The sequence below is a fragment of the Rossellomorea vietnamensis genome (genome assembly GCF_001305855.1).
Lineage (GTDB): Bacteria > Bacillota > Bacilli > Bacillales > Bacillaceae_B > Rossellomorea > Rossellomorea vietnamensis_A.
This window is the reverse complement of sequence record NZ_LIXZ01000001.1, coordinates 503,920-524,784: the sequence shown is the minus strand read 5'-3', so window position 1 is coordinate 524,784 and position 20,865 is coordinate 503,920. Positions and strand designations below refer to the sequence as shown.

The following is a 20,865-nucleotide window of genomic DNA, read 5'->3' as shown; positions in this document are numbered from 1 at the left end:
AGAGATGTCAGGTATTACACATTTTAGCGTAGGTGAGACGATTGACCTGCCATTATTGATCAAGCAAATGACCAAAGGTACCACCAATACAGGAAAGCCGTTTCTCACGCTGATTCTGCAGGATAAGAGCGGAGATATGGAAGCGAAACTCTGGGATGCTTCTGAACAGGATGAGAAGGCATACCAGCCTGAAACGATTGTCAGGGTTGTCGGGGACATACACAGCTACCGTGGGAAGAATCAGCTAAAGATCAAACAGATCCGGCCAACTTCCCCGGCGGATGGCTTTGCCATTTCAGACTTCCTTGAAACGGCACCGGTGAGCATAGATGAGATGACGAGCAAGATTACACAGTATATCTTTGAAATGAGAAATCCGAACATCCAGCGCATCACAAGGCATCTGATTAAAAAATATCAAAAGCCTTTCCTTGAATATCCGGCAGCTACGAAGAATCATCATGAATTCGTATCAGGACTCGCCTATCATGTGGTCTCGATGCTGGATCTTTCGAAAGCCATTGCAGGACTGTATCCTTCCCTGGATTCGGATCTTCTCTATGCCGGGGTGATCCTTCACGATTTAGGGAAAGTCATCGAGCTGTCGGGCCCTACATCGACAACGTATACGATTGAAGGAAATTTGATCGGGCACATTTCGATCATGGTGAATGAAATCGGGAAAGCAGCGGATGAACTGGGAATTGAAGGGGAAGAGGTCATGATCCTTCAACATCTCGTATTGAGTCATCACGGGAAAGCCGAGTGGGGAAGTCCCAAGCCGCCACTCATCCGGGAAGCTGAAATCCTTCACTACATCGATAATGTCGACGCAAAGATGAACATGCTTGACCGTGCACTTGAGCGGGTGAAGCCTGGAGAGTATACGGAGAGAGTATTCGCACTGGATAATCGTTCGTTCTACAAACCTACTTTTCATAAATAAAGATTCCAAGAATCCGGTCCATTGATCGGATTCTTTTTTTACATAGGGTCATGTTTTCTTCCCCAGTCTCATATAGTGTTAATAAAAGAGGACAAACCTATAAGGAGATGAAGCAAATGACCCTGCCTATTTGGATGTACCTGGTTGTAGCAGGAATTTTCGGGAGTGCCTTTATGACGATCAAATCGGCGAAGGAAGAAAAGACGCTGGAAGATGAGTGGATTGAAAAAGAGGGAGAAGTCTATATTCATCGGATGGAAGAGGAGAAAGAGAAGAGACGTCACCTAACGTCATGATCAATTCATTAAAAAAGGACTGATGGCTTATAATAGCCGTCAGTCCTTTTCAATTATTCCTGTTTCTCCGTTGCAGGAGCTTCGCCTTCAGGTGCAGGTGTTTGTCCGCCTTCAGGTGCTGCAGAAGAATTCAGTACCTGATCGAATGATTTCTTCAGATCTTTATCTTTGATCTTCAGATCAGCTTTTTCGATTTCAGCTTTCATCGCTTCCTGGATTTTTTGAGGATCCACTTTGGAAAGTTTCAGTTCTTTTTCGATTTCCTTTTTCATTTCGTCAAAGGATTTCTTTTCTTTTTTATCTGTCACTTCAATGATATGGTAACCATAATCTGTTTTGATCGGCTCACTTACTTTTCCTTTTTCAAGAGTGTCCAGGGCTTTCGAGAATTCAGGAACAAAGTTTTGGCGACCAGCGTAGTCTACCCATCCTAAGCTTCCGCCGTTTTCAGCAGAACCGGGATCTGTGGAGTATTCCTTTGCAAGATCTTCGAATTTCGCTCCATCAGCCAATTTTTGTTTGACTTCTTTCGCTGTTTTTTCATCTTCTACAAGGATATGGCGAACTTTAATTTCAGGCTTCCATTTCTCGTAGTACTCTTTCACTTCTTTATCCGTTACTTTCACATCGGAAATAGCGGATTTTTCTTGTAGCAATTGAAGCTTTAAGTATTGTTTGAACGATTTTTCGTCCAGGTTATATTGTTGTAAGAAACTATCGAATTGAGGCCCTAATTGATCTTTCGCTTCATTCAGCTTGTCATCGACTTCCTCTTTTGACACGTCATACTTTTCTTCAAGGACTTTTGTATACACCAGCTCCTGAAGGGCCTGTTCCATTTGTGGAGTGAATTTTTGTTTCATTGATTTGTAAAGTTCATCTTTTGTTACATCTCCGGCTTTTGTTGTTGCAACAACGTCATTGTTTCCTTCAGCACCGTCACCGCTGCATCCTGCAAGTCCTACGACTCCCGCAGCCAATGATACTGAAATGATCCATTTTTTCATGGTGACCAACTCCTACAATAAATTCGTTTGATAGTTTGTCAAAAATCTACAAAACATACTATAACACACTTCTTCCATTTAAAAAAATATTTTCCAAACTAATCTTCGGAAAAATGGGCATTTTACACACCCATTTCCTAGGTACTTTCATATGATAAGAGCGAAGAGAGAAAAGGAGGTAATAAATATGAGCTGTGGATACAATTCCGGATTCGCGTTAATCGTAGTGCTGTTCATCTTATTAATCATCGTTGGTGCCGCATATATTTGCTAAAAAATTAAATTTATGACATTAGCCTAAAACAAAAGGCAGCTAACTTGAATAAGATAAAGTAGCGCTTCAAAGGAGGTGGAAAGTTATGGGTCACGCATACGGCGGAGGTTTCGCGTTAATCGTAGTACTGTTCATCCTGTTAATCATTGTAGGTGCAGCATGGCTATAATTTAGCCTCAGGGTTTAGGTTCACCGGATAAAGACTGTAAGAGGGGGCAATACCTTAAGAAAGGCTGGCCCCTTTTGCTTCATATTCATATGTTTATGCTTTTCATACATGAAAGGAGGAAGCGCATATGTCAGGTGCTTGCGGCGGGTACGGCGGAGGTTTCGCGTTAATCGTAGTTTTATTCATTTTGTTAATCATCATTGGTGCAGCATACGTTTGCTAATATAAATAAATTAAAAAGCAGATCCGGTTTTTCGGATCTGCTTTTTTCTTACATTTCATGTTCTATGTAAATAGTATCTCTATGTAAGAAGAAACCAGCAGTATGGTGATTAGGATATTGATGGTCCTAAATACCTTAGGTTGGCGTTCTTCAGGTATTTCTTTTTGTAAACATAATGCGTTGGTCATTTTATTTATATAAAATAAAATGAAGACAGCAAATACTAAAAACATGGAGATCATCCAAACCCCTCCCCGTTATCTCCTATAGACTATACATTACCAAATTATTTCCCTAATTGGTAGCAAGAGTGTTGCCTACGTTCATGTAAATGAAGCTTTTTTGGTATATGAGGCCCTTCCGGTATGAAGAACAGGAAAATGAAAGCAATTATCCTGAAAAATAAGAGAAGGATGATTTCATCCATCGAGTGTATGCATCAATGGCCATCCATCATCCTTACTGATAAATCAATATTTCATATCCATCTTCATTTTCTTCGATTAATGCATTCCTTGGTGAGTCCATCAACTGTTTCGCATAAATGAAATCAATGGCACAGATCCCTGAATGAAATGCAAGGAGCATTGTAAAGTAATGCGAATAGTGTGGGAAATGGAAGCACCCGTATAATAAAATACTGTTCAGTACAAAGAATGGAGCCACAAGGGCGACCAAATAACGGTATTTTGAAATTGGCTGATCCACCCGCAATGAAAGTATCGGCAAAAAATACATTTTTCTATTGCATTTGCATTTTATTTTTCTCACAAAAGGCAAGATGGGCACGATGTGAAAAAATTTATGCAATGGATAGATACTGACCAGTCCCACGAAGAATCCCAGGAAATGCTTATCGTAAAAAGCACTCGGAAATAGTAAGTTGATTGGTACGTATATTAATGAGAATACCATCATCATGATGATGGATGAAAGTAAAAAGACTCGGTAGAATCCAAATTGTTTTTCCAGATTGATTGTTTTCCAGCAATGCATAAAAAAATCGCCTCCATTAGACGAATAGTGGTTAATTAAGTGCTTTACATACTTTATTACGATTGCCGGAAAAAATCAATACATTTTCGAAGGATTTTTCTTATTTTTTGGAGAGAGTTTTGGGCGACATGTATGTTATAGTTTTGTACAATAAGAGTATGAGATAAATAGCGGGTGATAACGATGCACGAACTAATGAAGCGAATAGAAAAACTTGAATACCATCATAGGTTGATGGTGGAAATGTGTCCCGAAAATGGGTTTCCCTTTAATCGTCTGATCATTCGAAATGGGCTGTCAGAGAAGGAAGTGAAGGAGTTCTTTCAAACTTGTGATAGATTGAGCATGAAACTTGAAAAACAAAAAGCGGAAGGGTTCGTATACAATACTCCGCTTTTTAAAGAATTTGAAGATGAGCTTCATGCAAAGCTGAAGGTGCATGAAGTCGTAGAAGGTTGCCTGGTTCAAAATATTTATCCAGCTTTGATGAAACAATTTCAGAAGAGCTTGTAGATCAGGCCAGCTCTTCCTCATCTTCAAATAGTTCACCGAGCTTACCATTATCATCAGAAAAATCATTTTCAATATTGTGAAATGACTTTTCGAATATTTCCATAAAATCATTTCCATAAATATTACGGACGACGGTCATCATTTCGATCATTTCAGGGAACTTACCATATAATTCCCGTAATGGAGCCACTCCCTGGAAGATGGAATGATTTTCAGGCTGATAGTTCTTCATTAGATCGAGAAGGATATTTTCCCCCTTGGCCGTCAGTTGAATATAAGTATTCCGCTTATCATTCTCCCGTTTGGAAAACTCAAGAAGTTCACGTTCCTCTAATTTCTTCGAAAAGTTAAATGCCGTAGAAACATGCATAACACCGAATTTGGCCACGTCCGAAATGGAAGCACCCTTTAAATGATACGCAATCCAGAGAATATGATGTTCATTGATATTTAAGTCGTATGGCTTGAGCCATTGCTGCCAGTCCTTTTCAATGGCCTTCCACAAAGCTTTACTAAGCTGAGCCATCCTTTGACTGAAGAGCATTGCCTCTTTCAGAGTAAATTCTCTTTCCTTCATCTCATTCACCCACTTTGCTTGAAAATCTTTTTTTAGTATAAGCTGTTCTTGAAATGGTTGCGTTGTAAGCCGTTCCAAAGGATTCACTGAAACAACGGTCATTAAAAAAGAAAGCGCTTATATTTTATTATGCCAATAAAGTAATAATTAATAAAGGCTAAATTGACAAAATTTTTCGAAGTATATAATTTCTGGTTGGTTTACCGGCTTCAAATTGGAAATATAAGAGGGTTTGAACCCTGTAATGATGGGATTCGTATAGGGAATCACTATTCTGAAAAAAATCGAGAGGAAAATAAATTTTATTTTAAATAAAATAGAATCCCCGTAAGCCAAAACCCATAAATGGGTGAATGGCAAAACGGGGATAGGGTTACTGATTCGTCGTGTTGGCTGAGTTGATCGATTTTTCCAGCTCTTCGATGGTTCGTTGGATGGATTGGATTTCTTCCTGAAGACGCTGGTTGTTCGGCTCGGTTGAAGCCTGCCACTGCTTGAAGGAAGCTTGAAGATCCTTGGAAAGCTGAAGGACGGTTTCCTTTCCTTCCTGTGACAGGGTGCCGATGGACTCTTTCAATTCACCGATGTGGCCTTTCATCTCCTCGATGACCGCTGTCCAATCGTCTTTTTTGTCTTTGATTTGTGCACGGATTTCTTTACCTGATGAAGGGGATGTCAGCAGGGATGCGATTCCTCCGACCACTCCACCGATTAATAATCCGTAAGCAAGAGATTTTTTATTCACTATGTTCACCTCGTTCTTCTATTTCTATAATACTATATTTCTACAATCAGTTTGTATTCTCCTTTTCCCTTTTAGAACAGATTAAAACAAGTCGGTTCATATCTTTCTCTTCAAACGCATAAAAATAAGAAAAGAGGTGGTGAAGAGGGGGGAGGTCCTAACAGCATGGATGGAATAATCTTTGGTTTCTTTGCTCTCAGTACTGTTTTATTTCTAAGTATGGTATATAACTTCATTAGTATTCAAAGACCTGGAATGTATCCTCCTAAAAATATATTGAAAAAGCGTGCGACCATATTGGGTGCAGGTGGATTGATTACGTTTCTCATAGGGATACTGCTCTGGTTTGCAGTCAGTTAATAAAAAAAACCCCCCATTATGTGAAGGATCACAAACATGGAGGGTGTTTTTATTATTTCGTTTAGGATAGCTGTTCTGTTGTGACAGCTTCTCGAATGGTTGAACGTTTTAAGATACCGTTGATAATCGGATACACAACGAACATTGCGCCGGCGTTCACAAGTGTTGCCGGAAGTACGACTGCTGCGAATAGAGCGAAGAAAGCTCCAGGCAGGCCTACGATCACATATGCAGAAATAAGGAAAATACTTCCTGATACGAGGGTGCCGATTGCGGTTAGAACAGAAGCGCCTAACAGTGAACGAGTGATTTTCTTTGTTGCCAGGAATAATCCGTAAAAAACGAATGCCGTGACCGGTTTATCGATCAGGTTTGGTAAGAATCCACCAGGGAATTGTGTTGTCAATCCTGAAATGACTCCTGTCAGTAAACCTAATAGCAAGACGTTTTTCTTTGCAGGGAACAGAATGATTCCCAAGAACATCATCGTCAGCATCATATCCGGCTTCATTCCTAAGAATATGCCCGGGATCACTGTGTGCAGAACTGCTCCGATCCCTACTAATAATGACAGGGATACAAGTGTTTTTGTATTCATTTCTCATCTCTCCTCAACTAAGCTATACTTTGTATTCTGCTTCTCCTAATGTGCACTGTTGCCATTAGCGAAAAGATAGGTACATTATAACACAGAGAGACTGGGTGTCAAAGATGAATATTTCTGAAAAAAGCCCGGCCGCTTTACTCACAAAGGGCCGGGCTTTCAATTCTATGACAGATGACTGGCGATGGAATCCGCGATCGTTTTTAAATCTTCGTGGCTGTAGTCGTCGTTATGGGTTTTCCATACTGCTCCGAAACCATCTCCATTGCCGTAGCGTGGTATGAAGTGCATGTGGAAATGGAAGACGGATTGTCCCGCTTCTTCACCTGCATTGCTTAAAAGATTCATTCCCACAGGGTTAAACTCAGCCTTGATGCTGTTTGCGATCTTTGGTGCTACAGAGAAGATGTGACTTGCCACATCAGGGGTCAGCTCGTAGACATTTTCTTTATGTACTTTCGGAATAAGGAGTGTGTGGCCTTTCGTCACTTGGCTGATGTCAAGAAACGCAAGCACATGGTCATCTTCGTACACTTTCATAGCCGGGATTTCTCCATCGGTGATTTTACAAAAAATACAGTCACTCATGCTCATTTCCACCTTTCAGTAATAGTGTATGTATTTTACCATTAAAGTAAAAATAAATGAAGAAGAGACAGGAACGATTTTCCTGCCTCTCTTCTTAGAAGGGGTAAAACTCTAAAGGTTTAAATGTCAGGCTTCATTCTCTTTGATAAACACCTCATTCGCTAGTAGCTACTGTAGTGATACCATTCTTGGGTAGAATGAACATTGTTCAATGCGACCATCCCCTTATCTTTTTGCTATTTAAGCATTCAGACAATAGAAACTGTTAGCCGTCTTGGACAAACACCTCATTTGCTATAAGGATGATATGTGTAAATCGTTAGAAACATGAATGACTCTGTGCAAACTGACCATCCCCTTATCTTGTAGGCTAAAGAAAGCTTAGTAAGAAAGTTGATTTAGTCAAAATGTGCTTTAACAAACACCTCATTTATCAATTTTTTGATGAAATGAATTGGGTGAGTGTGTCATTCACTAAAGAAGACGACGAATCCTTCAAGTCGTACACAATAGTGAAATCGGTTAGCTGGTCTTTAACAACCATCCCCTTTTTCTTATTGCTGGCCCCTTCTGATAATATGTTGTGCAGAAAGCATGATGGTTATGAATACTAAAATATGGAAGGTGTGTTCTTCAACCGTTTGTCGTGAAAACTTCCACCTGAGAAGAAGTGAGTGCTGGCTGATTTCCGCTGCAGGTGCTCGCTTTCCGCGGGGCGTGAGTTGAGCCTCCTCGGGCTTTGCCCTGCGGGGTCTCAACTGTCTAGCTACGGCGGCTAGCCCCTCGAGGTCATAAGCTAAATGGTCCAATAAGGCAAAAAGCGCCTTCTCGGCCCATTCATCTTATGCTTGTCGGGGCTGGGCGAGCCGCCTCCGCTTTTCGTACTTTCCCGCTATTCCCGTCGGAGTCGAGCACCTGCAGCGAGAATCAACTTTCCAAGTGAAGTGTTAAACTAAAACAATTTAATGACGAGATTGCTACACCATTGAATACAGCACAGCACTCTTATCATTTTAGTTGTAGTAATGCCTCTGCTAATACTTCCAAACGACCGAACATTCGAAAACTATAGCCTGGGTATGAAAAACGAAAACCCGGTGAAACGGAATTTTTGCAATCTAAAGCGCATTCAGTTACAGCAGGGGCTAGCTATTGATTGGAGTGCAAGACGAAGACTCCTGCGGGAAAAGCGGAATAGGTAAGACCCCGCAGGAGCGTAAGCGACGAGGAGGCTTGCCTTCCGCCCCGAGGAAAGCGAAGTCTTGCACGGAAATCAATAGCGGTGTAGTAGAAAGTGATCTCGACAAATTACTTGCTTGTTCTTATTTAGAGATCTGTTGGGAAAATGATTCATATTCAAAGCATGCCTTTGCTTTAAAGTTTTGATAAAATAGAAATAATACATATAGAAGAGAAAGGACGTTGCTGCTCGTGTCTTTATTAGAAATTAAGCACCTTGTTGGCGGGTATACAAGGAAGCCGGTTTTGAAGGATATTTCCTTTTCCATTCATTCGAATGAAATTGTTGGATTAATCGGATTGAACGGAGCCGGTAAAAGTACGACCATCAAGCATATCATCGGACTCATGGAGGCAAAGCAAGGCGAAGTTTCCATCAATGGCCATACGTTGAAAAAGGATGCGGATCAATACCGCAAGCAATTCTCATACATACCGGAAACACCTATTTTATATGATGAATTAACCTTGGAGGAGCACCTGAAGCTTACGGCCATGGCCTACGGATTGTCAGATGCGGAATATAAGGGAAGAATCGATAAATTATTAAAAGCGTTCCGCATGGAGAAGAAGATGAGTTGGTTTCCTGCCCATTTTTCAAAAGGGATGAAACAAAAAGTGATGATCATGTGTGCGTTTCTTATCCAGCCCAGTCTGTACATCATAGACGAACCGTTTGTTGGATTGGACCCACTCGGGATCCAGTCTTTACTTGATTGGATGCAGGAAATGAAACAAAATGGGGCGGGCATCCTCATGTCTACCCACATATTAGCTACGGCCGAGAGATATTGCGATTCATTTATCATCCTTCATGAAGGGAAAATCCGGGCAAAAGGGACTCTTGAAGAGCTTCGCAGTGAATTTACCATGCCTGAAGCCACCTTGGATGATATATATATCCAGCTGACAAAGGAAGAATCCCATGATGAATAACGTGGAGGGCATCTGGAAAAAGCGGATTGTAGAGTATAACCAGGAACTTCAAAAGTATTTGAAGTACATGTTCAATGATCATTTATTATTCGTCCTGATCTTTGCTTTGGGGGGCGCGGCATTTACGTATAATCAGTGGGTGAAGACACTAGAGCCAACATTCCCGGCTCCTCTCATCATGGCGGTCATTCTTGGTCTTTTATTGGCATGGAGTCCCGTATACACATTTCTCCGGGAAGCGGATGCTGTATTTCTTCTACCTCTAGAAGGACGCTTATCCAGTTATTTTACGAAATGCATCTGGATCAGCTTCATGTTCCAATCCTATATTCAGCTCCTTGTCCTGGCTGCCCTTATGCCTATGTATGTAGCTGTATCCGGAAACAGTTTCAGAAGCTTCTTTCCGTTACTTGCCTTAATATTGATCATAAAAATATGGAATCTTTATGTTCGCTGGTTCATGTTAAGGTTTCAGGAGAGGGAAGCTCACCTGACGGACAACCTGGTCCGTTTTCTGTTGAGTGGGGCTCTTGTGTTCCTTGTGTTATCGGGAGCTGACCTTTGGATGACAATCGTCGTCGCCGTCTTGATGCTAGGCTATGCATTTTATTTTCATCAAGCAACAAAGGGTAAGAACCTTAAATGGGATTTATTGATCAATCTTGAAGAGCAGCGCATGCTGATCTTTTATCGGATCGCCAATATGTTCACGGATGTTCCAAAGCTGAAAGGGAAAGTGCACCGGAGAAAATGGCTCGATTGGCTTGTGAAGGCGCCTTTCTCACAAGCATCAACCTATCGCTATTTATATCTTCGCTCGCTTGTGAGGACAAGTGAATATTCAGGTCTGTATATACGCTTGACCCTAATCGGTGTGTTGCTGATTTATTCAAATTCATCTTTCATCTTCAGTATCCTGACGGCTCTTGTCTTTCTATATTTGACTGCTTTTCAGATGATTCCATTATTCAAGCGCTTTGACTATAAGATCTGGGTGCTCATTTACCCGGTTTCTAGAGAATTGAAAACATCATCTTTTCAAAAAATCATGAGTCAGGCGATGATGATTCAGGCACTTGTGTTTTCCCTGCCCCTATTTATAAAAGGAGAATGGCTACCTGGATTGATCACGCTGCTTGCAGGCTTAACCTTCTCCATCTTTTTCAGTCAGTTCTACCTGGTTCAACGGTTGAAAAAGATGGAAGAAACGCTTTTTTAATGAAACAGAGAAAATGAACATATTATGAGTAAAGGCTGACGAAAAAGGATGGTGGTTCATAATGAACCATGAGAGAGAAGAGCTCGAGGTGTGGAAACGAAGATACACCAGGAAATCATCCATCTTTCAGAGGGTTTCCAAACAGGCCCAAACGAAAGTGAATGGGTGGATACCTGAGAAAGCACATAAAGTTGTCACGGAAAGCATCAAGAAAATGGTGGAGGTCACTTTGAAGGGCAGCGAATGGGTGTCCCTTCAGACGATCCCCTGTAGACCTCTGCTTCAGGAACGGGAAGTCGTGATGAAGGAGCGAATGGAATTTTACCGGAAAGCAGCCACCATCGAAGGGGCGGGAACCGGTGCCGGGGGGATCTTCCTCGGTCTTGCGGATTTTCCATTGCTCCTGTCCATTAAGATGAAATTTTTAAGCGAATGCTCCCTGATCCATGGGTATGATCCCAAGCAATATGAGGAACGTCTATTTCTCCTGTATGTCTTTCAACTTGCATTTTCAAGCGACACTCATAAGAAGAAGGTCCTCTCCATCATTGAGAATTGGGAGGAAGAGAAAGAAAAGCTGAAAGAGCTTGACTGGAAAACTTTTCAACAGGAGTATCGGGATTACATCGATTTCGTGAAGATGCTTCAGCTCATCCCGGGTGTCGGGGCTGTTGTGGGTGCCTATGCGAACTATCAGCTTTTGGATCAGCTTGGTGAGGTGGCAAAATTTGCTTATCGGATTCGCTACTTTAATGAATTAGAATAGTACCGTATGAAGGTCGATCGTCATGATCGGTCTTCTTTTTGTTGGGGGTCATTGTGATTACATACCCATCTTTTTATTTCCGCAATGACTTCATGTATAGTGATAAAGGTAGGGTAAATTGTGTTTAGTGAGGTGTGAAATAGATGAATAAACGGAAAAAAGCATGGAAGATAGTGGGGCTCATTTTATTCTCCTTTTTCTTCTTTATGGCAGGAGTCTTTCATTTTATTGAAGCTCAAGGGTTTGCGAAAATGGTCCCTGCGTTTATTCCTTTAAGGGAAGAGCTCGTATATATTACGGGAATTCTTGAATTCATTCTGTCAGTCCTGCTGTTGATTCCGAAGACTCGCGAAAAAACCGGAATCATCACCGCGATCTATTTAGTTCTTGTATTTCCTGCAAATATCTATGCGGCCATTAAAGGAATTCCGGCCCCGGGACAGGAAGATGCCAATCAACTGCTGCTCTGGGTCAGACTTTTGTTTCAACCTCTCTTGATCTGGTGGGTGCTCGTGGTCAGTAAAATTGAAAAGACTCATCGCTTTTATTAAATATGAAGGATCGGATACGAGCGCCCGATCCTTCTTTGTGTTATTTCGAAACGGCTTCCGAAACGGAATGTTTATCCTGGTAGTGAATTGTTGCACTTGCCAATGATTTTGCTGCAATGAGAAGCGCTTTTTCGTTAAGATCGAACTTGGGGTGGTGGTGTGGGAAGGCCGTTTCCACATTGTCTGGCTTGGCTCCCGTAAAGAAGAAAGTGCCCTTTACATGTTCTAAATAAAAGGCAAAATCCTCCCCGCCCATTTGCATTTCGATTTCTTCAACTGTATGCACTTCATCTACAGTTTCTGCACTTTGAATGAATAGGTCTGTCTCTTCAGGGTGATTGACAACGGCCGGATACCCCCGGTCATATACATATTTATAATCACAGCGGCCGGATATGCAGGCCCCTTTCAGGATCTGTTCGATTTCCTCTTCAATGAAGTCCCTGACTTCGGGGTTGAAGGTCCGAACAGTTCCAATCATTTTAGCTGAATCGGCTATGACATTAAACGCATTATCAGCTATAAAGGAGCCGATTGTCACGACAGCTGGATCGATCGGGTTTACTCTTCTGCTGACGATTTGCTGGAGCTCTGAAACAATTTGGGCTCCGATCACAATGGAATCCTTCGTCTTGTGGGGCTGTGCCCCGTGCCCCCCGGATCCTTTGATCATAATTTCAAAGCGGTCCGCAGCGGCCATGATCGGTCCTGTCCGGTGGAGGACCTTTCCAAGAGGTTCCGTTGCCCATAAATGGGTGCCGAAGATCACATCCACACCTTCGAGGCATCCCGCATCGATCATGGACTTAGCTCCTCCAGGTGCATATTCTTCAGCGTGCTGATGAATAAGAACTACTGTTCCTGAAAGGGATTCGCGCATTTCTTGAAGGGTTTTCCCTAATACGAGAAGGGTCGCGGTATGGCCGTCATGACCACAGGCATGCATGACACCCGGCACGGTAGAACGATATTCCACTTCCTTTTCATCCTGTATGGGAAGGGCGTCAAAGTCTGCACGGAGAGCTACGGTCTTACCGGGGAGAGCGCCTTCAACTCTCGCTACGACACCATTGCCGCCGACTTGTTCCTGAACGGGGACCCCGATCTCTTTGTAGTAATCCGCAATATACTTTGCCGTATTTTTTTCCTGGAAGGATAATTCCGGGTGTTGATGAAGAAACCTTCTGATTTTAACCATTTCTATCCAACGATCTTCTAATTTCTGATATAATTCATTCAGCAAGTCCCCAACCTCCTAATGTTTGGTGAATATTACGAATATTATAACACTAAATCTGTACCGGGAAGAGGGGATAAGTGAAATTGTAGGAGGGGTCCCATGAATAAAATCTTATCCATAACGGCTATCATTTCATTTGTACTTTTTATGACCATTGCACACTTTGTGTATCATGACATGGAGATTTTCGAGGAGGATTATCTTCTGACAAAGATGAATGACCTTTATTTTTTAAAGCTGTTTTCAGTGATAGGAACCGAACCGGTAATTGGAATTGTCACAATCACCTTGATTCTGTTCCTTTGGTGGGTTAAAAAAGATTATCCGGGAATCATTACTGTCGTGGTACTGGTTGCGGGGAGTAACGTCCTGAATAAAGCCATTAAAGGTTTGATGAAACGTGAACGGCCTCCATTTTCCCATGGAGAAGAAGGATTCAGCTTTCCAAGTGGTCATGCCATGGTGGGACTTGTCTTCCTGCTAGTCCTCGCTTATTTCGTGAGTAAAGAGATTTCGTCCCTCGGAATAAAAGTCGCGATTTTCACTATGGCCGTCCTCCTTTCCCTGTTGACGGGATTCAGCAGGGTAGCGGAACAGGCTCACTATCCCACTGATGTAGCTGCCGGTTTCCTTCTGGGATACTCGTTTTTCGTGCTATGTATTTTCCTATATGAAATGCGCCCTGCAAAATAAGAGGGACGGACCTTCCGAGGTAAGGTCCGTCCCTCTATTTTTAGATTAAAAACATCGCTACGATGGTAGTTGCGATCAGTCCGATGACGACTGGGAGCAGATTCCGCCTGGCGAGTTCGAATGGGTCGACTCCGCAGATGGCGGCTGCTGGAATGAGTGCCCATGGTACGAGAGTCCCGCCACCGACCCAGATGGCTGCCACTTGACCAAGGGCCGTGAGGGTAGCAATACCGGACCCGATGCTTTCAGCAAATAAATTGGCGACGGAACCGGCAAGGGAAATGCCAGAAAAGCCTGATCCATCGAGTCCCGTAATGGCACCGACCGTCGTTAGGGTAATGGCACCCACCGCCTTGGAAAGCGGGACGGCAGCAGCAAGGGATGCACCCAGGTCATTGACGATTCCATGTGAGGTGGCCGGAAGAAAATCCCCAATGATCGTTTGAAATCCTGAGTCCCCTAAGTAGAAGAAAGCGGCAATCGGAATCACGGGACCGAATACTTTAAATCCGAACTGAAATCCGTCAATCATGAAACTGGTCGTTTTCTCCAATCCTTTTCCTTTATAGGCTGCCAATGAAATCAATAATAGAATGATGATGGAGGTTCCCCCGATAAGTGCGGTAGCATCCCCACCTTGCAGATCGAATAGAACCATTGCCGTAATATCAGCAGCGAATAAAATGGGGATGAGGATAGCGATTGCCTTTTTCCAACGGGAAGAGAGAAGATCATGTGAAGAATCCTGCTCCGGACCGATGGCATCAAGGGAGCTGGAATCGACTGTGAGGATCCCTTTTTTCATATCTCGCTTTAGGAAGATAAATGCAGTGATGGTCGTGACGACTCCCATGACAATGATGAGGGGAATACTTGCTGAAATAACTTCAGAAACAGGAATACCTGCAGCGTCTGCCGTCAACTTTGGAGCAGCCTGGATCACAAAGTCACCTGAAAGGGCGATTCCGTGACCGAATAAGTTCATGGCCATGGCGATACCGAGAGCGGGTAATCCGACCCGTAAGGCAACGGGTACCAACACGGCTCCCAAAAGGGCCACTGCTGGGGATGGCCAGAAAAACCACGAAATGAACATCATTACAAGACCTATTGTCCAGTACGCAAGGGCAGGGGTGCGGATGAACTTAGTGAACGGTCGGATCATCACATCATTAATCCCTGTCGACGTCAGTCCTTTACTCATGGCCACGATGATGGAAATGACGAGAATGGTCGAGAGTAATTCAGTGATGGCAAAGATAAAGCTATTAAATATACTACTGATCGACCCACTGATCGATCCCGTAGCAACCAAAGCGATACTGAAGATTCCGAGAATGCATACGATGGTTGTGTCTTTTCGGAAAATCATAAATAGGATGATCAACCCTATGAAAATTAAATAAATCCAATGAAGAGCAGTCAAATCAATCCCCATTAGAAAAACCTCCTCAACATTTGTTCCACAAACCTTGGGCATTTGCCCTGATCTGTACTATAGATTATGAAAATGCAGATAAGGTGTGATACAGGTTAGAAACATTTTTTCAGCCTCTGGACTGAGGAGGAATCATTCCGATGCTCGTCAAACAACAAGGGAAATCAATCTATAATGGAAGAAGTAACAGGAATAGGCAAGATCAATAGCGAAAGTTATAAGTGATGTGAAGGTGGTGTTCGTATGAGATACAAAGGAAGAAAACAATGGTTTTTCTCATTTTTGCTGATGGTTATAGGATTGTGGCTATTATTACTGAATATAGGTGTCATTTCCTTGGAAATAACACAGATATTTGTCAATATTATTCCTATTTTGTTGTTGCTGCTGGGTTTGAAGTGGTCAGTAGACAGCTTCTTGAAAAAAAGCTTCGGCAAATTACTATTCGGCCTTTTCAGCCTGGCACTTGGGGTGCTGATCATCCTGGATAGATATGATGTGGTCGATTTCGATTATGGAAACTGGTGGAAGTTATGGCCGGTTATCATCATAGCCATTGCCATTCATCGGATAGTCAGGAACAAACCGTTCAAAGTGAGTATAAGCAGCGATTATCCGTTTGATAAAGAAGCTGACTCAGATGATTTGGGTCAGCCGTTGGATCAAAAGATCCTCCAGAAGAAGAATAAGGTGAATAGAGGATTTATCGTTGGGGACATCCGTTTTGCCGAACCGAACTGGCCCCTTGAAAACATGAAGCTTTATAACGCTATAGGAGATTACTATTTTGATTTCAGCAAAGCCTTCATTCCTGAAGGGGAAACGCCTGTTGATATCAAGGGGTGGATCGGCGATGTAAAGATGATCATACCGGAAAATGTTCCTGTGGAAATCACTTTGAAGGTGCAGGTGGGGGATGTGAAGTTGTTTGACCAGAAATCTGCTGATATTCGTTCGGAACTGTATTATCGATCACCCCGGTATGTCGAGGCAAGTAAAAAAATCAAGCTGACAATTGATGTGAAAATCGGTTCTATCCGGATTACCCGGATTTAAAGGCAGTGGACGAGGAGGAATGAGTTTGAATAAAACCTCAAATATTCGAAATTGGATCTTTAAGAGCTTTTTGATGATGTCTGTCATGGCCATCCTGCTTTTTTTTATCGTTTTGCAAGTCTATCTGTATCTTTCAGAGGATCCCAGTATCTCTCTTACACTTTCAATTTATTTGACCACTTGGTTAGCCCTTATTTTATTATTATTAAGTATTTATTTCGGTTTTCGTACAGGGTATCTATTCAAAGGCAGAATTGACGATATCTCCACCTTCGTCACCTTACTCCGAAGTGGAAAGTTCTCTGCGAGGGTGGACCGGTATGATCATGACGAGTTGGGGATTTTATCGCACGAATTGAATCAGCTAGCGGTATTCATTCAAGAGCAGGTGAAATCGCTTCAGAGGCTGGCCGATGAAAAGTCAGAGCTTGCCGATCAGGCTCACCAGGCTGCGGTCATGGAAGAAAGGCAGAGGCTTGCCAGGGACCTGCATGATTCTGTCAGCCAGCAATTATTTGCACTGAATATGCTTTCTTCTGCGGCGCAAAAAAGCATAGGGACTGATTATAAAAAGGTTGAAATCATCGTGAAACAAGTAGCCGACATTGCAGGAAAGGCACAAGGTGAGATGAGAGCCCTCCTTCTTCATCTACGACCGATTGACTTAAGGGGTGAAAGTCTTCGAGAAGCGTTAATCATCTTAATCAGGGAATTGAAGGAAAAAACGCAAATTGAAATCGATGCCACCCTGGATGGAATGGAAGACTTATCGAAAGGTACTGAAACACATATGTTCAGGATCATCCAGGAAAGTCTTTCAAATATCCTTCGTCACTCGGAAGCAACGAAAGTGAAAATCGTGACGGAGAATAAAGGGGGCTACGTCTCCTTGTATATCAGTGATAACGGTAAAGGGTTTAATCTAATGGAAACTAAGATGACCTCTTACGGACTTCAAACGATGAGAGAGCGGGCGGAGGAAATAGGAGGATTATTTCAGATTCGCTCGAAAGAAAAAGAGGGGACGTATATTGATCTCCGCATCCCGGTTTAATTCAAAGGGGGAAGACACTTGGAAAAGATTAAAGTGATGATTGTCGATGATCATGAGATGGTACGGCTGGGCATGAAAACCTATTTGCTGACAGAAGATCGAATTGACTTTCTTGGAGAAGCGAAAAGCGGGAATGAAGCGGCTCAGCTTGCCAAGCTGTATAAGCCAGACGTAATATTAATGGATTTATTAATGGAGAATGGAAATGGCATCGAAGCCACAAGGAAGATCCTATCCTTTCATCCTCACTGTAAAATTATCATCCTAACAAGCTATTATGACGATGAAAAGGTGTTTCCCGCAATCGAAGCAGGTGCCCATAGTTACTTATTGAAGACGGCAAGTGCAGAAGAAGTAGCCGGGGCGGTTTATAAAGCGGTTAAGGGTGAGTCTGTCATAGCAAGCAAGGTAGCCGATAAGATGATGAACCGATTCCGACCGCAGGAAAGGAAGGCTCATGAAGAACTTACGACAAGGGAAATGGATGTGTTGAAATGTTTGGGTGAGGGCATGACGAATCAGGAAATTTCAGAAGAGTTATTTATCGGAATCAAGACCGTCAAGACCCATGTGAGTAATATTTTGAGTAAGCTTGGAGTAGCAGACCGGACCCAGGCAGCCATTTATGCAAATCGAAACGGGATCTTGCATAAAGCCGGAAGGGAAGAGTAGAGAAGTTTTATGAAAAGCAGAATGGGCTTAGTCAAAAGGAATGAAAGCATTCCCATTGACTAAGCCCATTCTGCTGAAATCGAAAATAATTATTATAAAATGACCGGCTTCGTTAATTTCAATCGGGATGATAGCAGGGACTCCGTTGAAGAGATGGAGGCAAATTCTTGGTGTAGATTTGCCAGGGACAGACCATGAACAATTTCAGCGGAAAATAGGGAACCGTCAAACGAATAGGTTTCAAAGCATGCAGTGGCATCATAAGGGACTGTCACTTCATACCCCAGATCCGCGGCCATACGGACAGTAGTGGAAATTGCGTGATTCGTCGTGAACCCCATTACAACAAGGGATTTATATTTTTCCCGTTTTAAATATAAATCCAGATCTGTATCGATAAAAGCGCTATTGACATGCTTAATGATGTGTTTTTCTTTTTGTACAGGACGGAAACTATCTATAAAATCAAAACCTGCTGAACTTGAATGAAGTGGTGATTCCATATCGAAAGAAGAATGTTGCACGTGTACAACCGGCCAGGCCTTTTCTCTCCAGCCGTTCAAAAGCTGAAAAGCGTTCTTTTCCATACTGGGATTATTCCGCTTTCCCCGAGAAGAATCACTAAATGCCTTTTGAAAATCAACCAGGATCAAACATGTTTCACTCATCGGAACTCCTCTCCTTTCATTCAGGATGTCTCAAACCAATACGATTAAGTATACTGTTAATCATTTGTAATTATGTATGTACACCTTCAAAGCAATTGTAAAGATTGAAAAAGAAAAAAGCTGCCGGAATTGGCAGCTTTTTCTTCAGGATTGACCAGAAACATAGTATTTACTTACATAGGAAGCACGTGGGAATATATCCTTTTGATTATCAATTCCTTCTTCAGTGCCCCTCTTTGCATGAGCCTTCTCGTATTGTTTGGATTCCTGCCAGCCAAGGAAGCTTCGTTCGTCCTCCCAGAGGGTCATGATCACATATGTATCGTTGTCGAGTGGTCTAAGAACCCGAATCGCGGTAAACCCTGGTACCTCTTCAATCAAACCCGCCCGATTTTTAAACCGGTATTCAAAAAGCGGCCTGCCTTCGTCTGATACGGGGATGTTGTTGAAGACAACGTATCCTTTGCTTTCAAGTTCCCCCGATTGATCAACAACCTCATAGCGGCGAGGAGATTCAAAGACACTTTCTCCACTTGTTTCATGTAAAAGCAGTGCATCTTCGCCCTGCATTAAAATCATTTTTTCCCCCGCGTGCTGATCCATTATTTTTTGTAGGAAATCATGTGTACCTGTAGTCATATAGATCTTCATCCAAATCACCTCAATAAAGTAGTCACTTCTATTATACTCTTCCCTTTTCTGTCTCTCTTGTAACATGAATGATGGATATTTTTTTACCACCCTTCAAAAATCGGCAAATTTATGACATTTTCCCTTGATAACTATACAATTCTCCCTAAAACGTCTATAGTTTAAAAGGGTTACAATCTGTACGTTCATATTAAATATAGGACAATTTTAGAATCTACTCAAATTAGTTTACAATAGGGTTAATGGAGTTACATAGAAAGGTGGACGAACAAAGGTATGAAACAGATGAATGATACTTTTTTACGAGCGGCAAGGGGAGAGAAAACGGATTATACTCCGGTTTGGTATATGAGGCAGGCGGGTCGTTCACAGCCTGAATACAGGAAGATCAAGGAGAAATATTCTCTTTTTGAGATCACGCACCAGCCTGAACTTTGTGCATATGTGACAAGGCTGCCTGTGGAACAATATAATGTCGATGCAGCCATTCTTTATAAGGATATCATGTCACCTCTTCCTTCGATTGGAGTGGATGTCGAAATCAAATCAGGCATCGGTCCTGTGATCGATAACCCTATCCGTACGGTTGCTGATGTTGAAAAGCTTGGAGAAATCAATCCCGAACAGGATGTTCCTTACGTATTGGACACAATCAAGTTACTGACACAGGAACAATTATCGGTCCCGTTGATCGGTTTTGCCGGAGCTCCGTTTACGATGGCGAGCTATATGATTGAAGGCGGTCCTTCCAAAAACTATAATAAAACAAAAGCGTTCATGTATGCAGAACCACAAGCATGGTTTGCTTTAATGGATAAATTGGCAGCGATGACAATCACTTATGGGAAAGCCCAAATCAAAGCCGGGGCGTCTGCCTTCCAAATATTCGACTCTTGGGTAGGTGCATTGAATGTACAGGATTACCGTACATTCATCAAACCGGTCATGGAAAGAATCTTTAATGAATTGAAGGAAGAGAATGTACCATTGATCATGTTTGGTGTCGGTGCAAGCCACCTTGCAAATGAGTGGCATGATCTTCCCATCGATGTAGTCGGACTTGATTGGAGATTGCCGATTAAAGAAGCAGCAGAAAGAGGCATATCCAAAACGGTGATGGGTAATCTGGATCCTGCTATCCTGCTTGCCCCATGGGACGTAATTGAAGAAAAAGCTAAAGAGATCCTGGATCAAGGGAAGGACCTAAGCCACATTTTCAACCTCGGACACGGAGTATTCCCTCAAGTCAATCCAGATACACTAAAGCGATTAGCATCCTTTGTGCATGAATACAGTGCCAGGTAGAGAACATCCACACGTCTCTATAAATGGATTCTATTAAAGAAACATGGCACAATAATGTAATGTATGAAACTGACAATGA

At 42.4% G+C, this 20,865-nt stretch carries 27 protein-coding genes; 16 read left to right on the top strand and 11 right to left on the bottom strand.

The window, feature by feature from the left end:
* Nucleotides 1-4 precede the first annotated feature (4 nt).
* Both yhaM and AM506_RS02595 read left to right on the top strand, forming a co-directional pair.
* The gene (yhaM, locus tag AM506_RS02600; protein ID WP_060670492.1) at nt 5-946 is read left to right on the top strand and encodes a 3'-5' exoribonuclease YhaM; all 942 of its coding nucleotides are present in this window, start codon (nt 5-7) and stop codon (nt 944-946) included.
* Nucleotides 947-1,062: 116 nt separating this feature from the next.
* On the top strand, nt 1,063-1,242 hold the full coding sequence (locus AM506_RS02595; protein WP_060670490.1) for a sporulation YhaL family protein: 180 nt from the start codon (nt 1,063-1,065) through the stop codon (nt 1,240-1,242).
* 53 nt (nt 1,243-1,295) lie between these two features.
* On the opposite strand, the gene AM506_RS02590 is transcribed toward AM506_RS02595, so the two are convergent.
* Nucleotides 1,296-2,249: a peptidylprolyl isomerase gene (locus tag AM506_RS02590; RefSeq protein WP_060670488.1), complete on the bottom strand. Its 954-nt coding sequence runs from the start codon at nt 2,247-2,249 to the stop codon at nt 1,296-1,298.
* A 187-nt stretch (nt 2,250-2,436) separates the two neighbouring features.
* Here AM506_RS02590 and AM506_RS21990 point away from each other — a divergent pair, with 187 nt between their 5' ends.
* The 3 genes from AM506_RS21990 to AM506_RS21985 all read left to right on the top strand — a co-directional run bounded on the left by AM506_RS21990 (nt 2,437) and on the right by AM506_RS21985 (nt 2,915).
* Nucleotides 2,437-2,523, top strand: a complete 87-nt coding sequence (locus tag AM506_RS21990; protein WP_044337791.1) for a YjcZ family sporulation protein — start codon at nt 2,437-2,439, stop codon at nt 2,521-2,523.
* A gap of 85 nt (nt 2,524-2,608) precedes the next feature.
* On the top strand, nt 2,609-2,692 hold the full coding sequence (locus AM506_RS02585; RefSeq protein ID WP_060670486.1) for a YjcZ family sporulation protein: 84 nt from the start codon (nt 2,609-2,611) through the stop codon (nt 2,690-2,692).
* Nucleotides 2,693-2,819: 127 nt separating this feature from the next.
* Entirely contained in the window at nt 2,820-2,915 is a 96-nt protein-coding gene (locus tag AM506_RS21985) for a YjcZ family sporulation protein (protein ID WP_079534381.1), read from the top strand.
* 62 nt (nt 2,916-2,977) lie between these two features.
* Here the strand turns inward: AM506_RS21985 and AM506_RS23055 are convergent, their stop codons facing one another.
* Together AM506_RS23055 and AM506_RS02575 are read right to left on the bottom strand one after the other, a co-directional pair.
* Entirely contained in the window at nt 2,978-3,157 is a 180-nt protein-coding gene (locus AM506_RS23055) for a hypothetical protein (protein ID WP_034763303.1), read from the bottom strand.
* A 217-nt stretch (nt 3,158-3,374) separates the two neighbouring features.
* Nucleotides 3,375-3,911, bottom strand: a complete 537-nt coding sequence (locus AM506_RS02575; protein ID WP_060670485.1) for a DUF3267 domain-containing protein — start codon at nt 3,909-3,911, stop codon at nt 3,375-3,377.
* Nucleotides 3,912-4,094: 183 nt separating this feature from the next.
* On the opposite strand from AM506_RS02575, the gene AM506_RS02570 reads away from it, so the two are divergent.
* Nucleotides 4,095-4,424: a DUF1878 family protein gene (locus AM506_RS02570; protein WP_060670483.1), complete on the top strand. Its 330-nt coding sequence runs from the start codon at nt 4,095-4,097 to the stop codon at nt 4,422-4,424.
* A gap of 1 nt (nt 4,425) precedes the next feature.
* Here the strand turns inward: AM506_RS02570 and AM506_RS02565 are convergent, their stop codons facing one another.
* Nucleotides 4,426-5,001: an HTH-type transcriptional regulator Hpr gene (locus AM506_RS02565; protein ID WP_060670481.1), complete on the bottom strand. Its 576-nt coding sequence runs from the start codon at nt 4,999-5,001 to the stop codon at nt 4,426-4,428.
* Nucleotides 5,002-5,374: 373 nt separating this feature from the next.
* The gene (locus tag AM506_RS02560) at nt 5,375-5,746 is read right to left on the bottom strand and encodes a YtxH domain-containing protein (protein WP_060670480.1); all 372 of its coding nucleotides are present in this window, start codon (nt 5,744-5,746) and stop codon (nt 5,375-5,377) included.
* A gap of 165 nt (nt 5,747-5,911) precedes the next feature.
* On the opposite strand from AM506_RS02560, the gene AM506_RS02555 reads away from it, so the two are divergent.
* Entirely contained in the window at nt 5,912-6,106 is a 195-nt protein-coding gene (locus AM506_RS02555) for a hypothetical protein (protein ID WP_060670478.1), read from the top strand.
* A gap of 61 nt (nt 6,107-6,167) precedes the next feature.
* On the opposite strand, the gene AM506_RS02550 is transcribed toward AM506_RS02555, so the two are convergent.
* Nucleotides 6,168-6,704, bottom strand: coding sequence for a tryptophan transporter (locus AM506_RS02550; protein ID WP_060670477.1), 537 nt, complete (start codon nt 6,702-6,704; stop codon nt 6,168-6,170).
* A gap of 171 nt (nt 6,705-6,875) precedes the next feature.
* Nucleotides 6,876-7,298, bottom strand: coding sequence for an HIT family protein (locus AM506_RS02545; protein WP_060670475.1), 423 nt, complete (start codon nt 7,296-7,298; stop codon nt 6,876-6,878).
* Nucleotides 7,299-8,729: 1,431 nt separating this feature from the next.
* On the opposite strand from AM506_RS02545, the gene AM506_RS02535 reads away from it, so the two are divergent.
* The 4 genes from AM506_RS02535 (at nt 8,730) to AM506_RS02520 (ending at nt 12,009) form a co-directional block, all read left to right on the top strand.
* The gene (locus AM506_RS02535) at nt 8,730-9,473 is read left to right on the top strand and encodes an ABC transporter ATP-binding protein (protein ID WP_060670703.1); all 744 of its coding nucleotides are present in this window, start codon (nt 8,730-8,732) and stop codon (nt 9,471-9,473) included.
* Entirely contained in the window at nt 9,463-10,692 is a 1,230-nt protein-coding gene (locus AM506_RS02530) for an ABC transporter permease (RefSeq protein WP_235576024.1), read from the top strand. The genes AM506_RS02535 and AM506_RS02530 overlap by 11 nt, the downstream gene beginning before the upstream one ends.
* Nucleotides 10,693-10,753: 61 nt before the next feature.
* Nucleotides 10,754-11,458 (top strand): EcsC family protein, encoded by a 705-nt coding sequence (locus AM506_RS02525; protein WP_060670471.1) that lies wholly within the window; start codon nt 10,754-10,756, stop codon nt 11,456-11,458.
* 143 nt (nt 11,459-11,601) lie between these two features.
* Nucleotides 11,602-12,009 carry a DoxX family protein gene (locus tag AM506_RS02520; protein ID WP_060670469.1) on the top strand — a complete coding sequence of 136 codons (408 nt, stop codon included), beginning with the start codon at nt 11,602-11,604 and terminating at the stop codon, nt 12,007-12,009.
* A gap of 40 nt (nt 12,010-12,049) precedes the next feature.
* On the opposite strand, the gene AM506_RS02515 is transcribed toward AM506_RS02520, so the two are convergent.
* Nucleotides 12,050-13,252: a M20 family metallopeptidase gene (locus tag AM506_RS02515; protein ID WP_060670467.1), complete on the bottom strand. Its 1,203-nt coding sequence runs from the start codon at nt 13,250-13,252 to the stop codon at nt 12,050-12,052.
* 96 nt (nt 13,253-13,348) lie between these two features.
* Here AM506_RS02515 and AM506_RS02510 point away from each other — a divergent pair, with 96 nt between their 5' ends.
* A complete protein-coding gene (locus AM506_RS02510) occupies nt 13,349-13,942 on the top strand; it encodes a phosphatase PAP2 family protein (RefSeq protein ID WP_060670465.1) in 594 nt (197 codons plus the stop codon).
* Between the two features lie 40 nt (nt 13,943-13,982).
* Here AM506_RS02510 and AM506_RS02505 read toward each other — a convergent pair whose 3' ends face one another.
* Nucleotides 13,983-15,380, bottom strand: coding sequence for a hypothetical protein (locus AM506_RS02505; protein WP_060670463.1), 1,398 nt, complete (start codon nt 15,378-15,380; stop codon nt 13,983-13,985).
* 243 nt (nt 15,381-15,623) lie between these two features.
* Between AM506_RS02505 and liaF the strand changes: the two genes are divergently transcribed.
* Genes liaF through AM506_RS02490 form a run of 3 tightly spaced genes read left to right on the top strand, consistent with a single transcriptional unit; the run spans nt 15,624 to nt 18,162 of the window.
* Nucleotides 15,624-16,436, top strand: coding sequence for a cell wall-active antibiotics response protein LiaF (liaF, locus tag AM506_RS02500; RefSeq protein WP_060670461.1), 813 nt, complete (start codon nt 15,624-15,626; stop codon nt 16,434-16,436).
* 19 nt (nt 16,437-16,455) lie between these two features.
* Entirely contained in the window at nt 16,456-17,490 is a 1,035-nt protein-coding gene (locus AM506_RS02495; protein WP_440480336.1) for a histidine kinase, read from the top strand.
* Nucleotides 17,491-17,508: 18 nt separating this feature from the next.
* A complete protein-coding gene (locus AM506_RS02490) occupies nt 17,509-18,162 on the top strand; it encodes a response regulator transcription factor (protein WP_327205512.1) in 654 nt (217 codons plus the stop codon).
* Between the two features lie 92 nt (nt 18,163-18,254).
* Here AM506_RS02490 and AM506_RS02485 read toward each other — a convergent pair whose 3' ends face one another.
* Together AM506_RS02485 and AM506_RS02480 are read right to left on the bottom strand one after the other, a co-directional pair.
* Nucleotides 18,255-18,830 (bottom strand): cysteine hydrolase family protein, encoded by a 576-nt coding sequence (locus AM506_RS02485; protein ID WP_060670457.1) that lies wholly within the window; start codon nt 18,828-18,830, stop codon nt 18,255-18,257.
* Between the two features lie 144 nt (nt 18,831-18,974).
* On the bottom strand, nt 18,975-19,481 hold the full coding sequence (locus AM506_RS02480) for an antibiotic biosynthesis monooxygenase family protein (RefSeq protein WP_060670699.1): 507 nt from the start codon (nt 19,479-19,481) through the stop codon (nt 18,975-18,977).
* A 276-nt stretch (nt 19,482-19,757) separates the two neighbouring features.
* Here AM506_RS02480 and hemE point away from each other — a divergent pair, with 276 nt between their 5' ends.
* Nucleotides 19,758-20,786, top strand: a complete 1,029-nt coding sequence (gene hemE / locus AM506_RS02475) for a uroporphyrinogen decarboxylase (protein ID WP_060670455.1) — start codon at nt 19,758-19,760, stop codon at nt 20,784-20,786.
* The last annotated feature ends 79 nt before the right edge of the window (nt 20,787-20,865 follow it).

What these genes read in the sequence shown, in the direction of transcription:
- AM506_RS02565 (WP_060670481.1), bottom strand. Translation starts at nt 5,001, where the DNA reads ATGAAGGAAAGAGAATTTACTCTGAAAGAGGCAATGCTCTTCAGTCAA.
- AM506_RS02585 (WP_060670486.1), top strand. Translation starts at nt 2,609, where the DNA reads ATGGGTCACGCATACGGCGGAGGTTTCGCGTTAATCGTAGTACTGTTC.
- AM506_RS02575 (WP_060670485.1), bottom strand. Translation starts at nt 3,911, where the DNA reads ATGCATTGCTGGAAAACAATCAATCTGGAAAAACAATTTGGATTCTAC.
- AM506_RS02550 (WP_060670477.1), bottom strand. Translation starts at nt 6,704, where the DNA reads ATGAATACAAAAACACTTGTATCCCTGTCATTATTAGTAGGGATCGGA.
- AM506_RS02590 (WP_060670488.1), bottom strand. Translation starts at nt 2,249, where the DNA reads ATGAAAAAATGGATCATTTCAGTATCATTGGCTGCGGGAGTCGTAGGA.
- AM506_RS21990 (WP_044337791.1), top strand. Translation starts at nt 2,437, where the DNA reads ATGAGCTGTGGATACAATTCCGGATTCGCGTTAATCGTAGTGCTGTTC.
- AM506_RS02545 (WP_060670475.1), bottom strand. Translation starts at nt 7,298, where the DNA reads ATGAGTGACTGTATTTTTTGTAAAATCACCGATGGAGAAATCCCGGCT.
- hemE (WP_060670455.1), top strand. Translation starts at nt 19,758, where the DNA reads ATGAAACAGATGAATGATACTTTTTTACGAGCGGCAAGGGGAGAGAAA.
- AM506_RS23055 (WP_034763303.1), bottom strand. Translation starts at nt 3,157, where the DNA reads ATGATCTCCATGTTTTTAGTATTTGCTGTCTTCATTTTATTTTATATA.
- AM506_RS02520 (WP_060670469.1), top strand. Translation starts at nt 11,602, where the DNA reads ATGAATAAACGGAAAAAAGCATGGAAGATAGTGGGGCTCATTTTATTC.
- AM506_RS02530 (WP_235576024.1), top strand. Translation starts at nt 9,463, where the DNA reads ATGATGAATAACGTGGAGGGCATCTGGAAAAAGCGGATTGTAGAGTAT.
- AM506_RS02495 (WP_440480336.1), top strand. Translation starts at nt 16,456, where the DNA reads ATGAGTTTGAATAAAACCTCAAATATTCGAAATTGGATCTTTAAGAGC.
- liaF (WP_060670461.1), top strand. Translation starts at nt 15,624, where the DNA reads ATGAGATACAAAGGAAGAAAACAATGGTTTTTCTCATTTTTGCTGATG.
- AM506_RS02595 (WP_060670490.1), top strand. Translation starts at nt 1,063, where the DNA reads ATGACCCTGCCTATTTGGATGTACCTGGTTGTAGCAGGAATTTTCGGG.
- AM506_RS21985 (WP_079534381.1), top strand. Translation starts at nt 2,820, where the DNA reads ATGTCAGGTGCTTGCGGCGGGTACGGCGGAGGTTTCGCGTTAATCGTA.
- AM506_RS02505 (WP_060670463.1), bottom strand. Translation starts at nt 15,380, where the DNA reads ATGGGGATTGATTTGACTGCTCTTCATTGGATTTATTTAATTTTCATA.
- AM506_RS02480 (WP_060670699.1), bottom strand. Translation starts at nt 19,481, where the DNA reads ATGAAGATCTATATGACTACAGGTACACATGATTTCCTACAAAAAATA.
- yhaM (WP_060670492.1), top strand. Translation starts at nt 5, where the DNA reads ATGTCAGGTATTACACATTTTAGCGTAGGTGAGACGATTGACCTGCCA.
- AM506_RS02485 (WP_060670457.1), bottom strand. Translation starts at nt 18,830, where the DNA reads ATGAGTGAAACATGTTTGATCCTGGTTGATTTTCAAAAGGCATTTAGT.
- AM506_RS02570 (WP_060670483.1), top strand. Translation starts at nt 4,095, where the DNA reads ATGCACGAACTAATGAAGCGAATAGAAAAACTTGAATACCATCATAGG.
- AM506_RS02510 (WP_060670465.1), top strand. Translation starts at nt 13,349, where the DNA reads ATGAATAAAATCTTATCCATAACGGCTATCATTTCATTTGTACTTTTT.
- AM506_RS02525 (WP_060670471.1), top strand. Translation starts at nt 10,754, where the DNA reads ATGAACCATGAGAGAGAAGAGCTCGAGGTGTGGAAACGAAGATACACC.
- AM506_RS02555 (WP_060670478.1), top strand. Translation starts at nt 5,912, where the DNA reads ATGGATGGAATAATCTTTGGTTTCTTTGCTCTCAGTACTGTTTTATTT.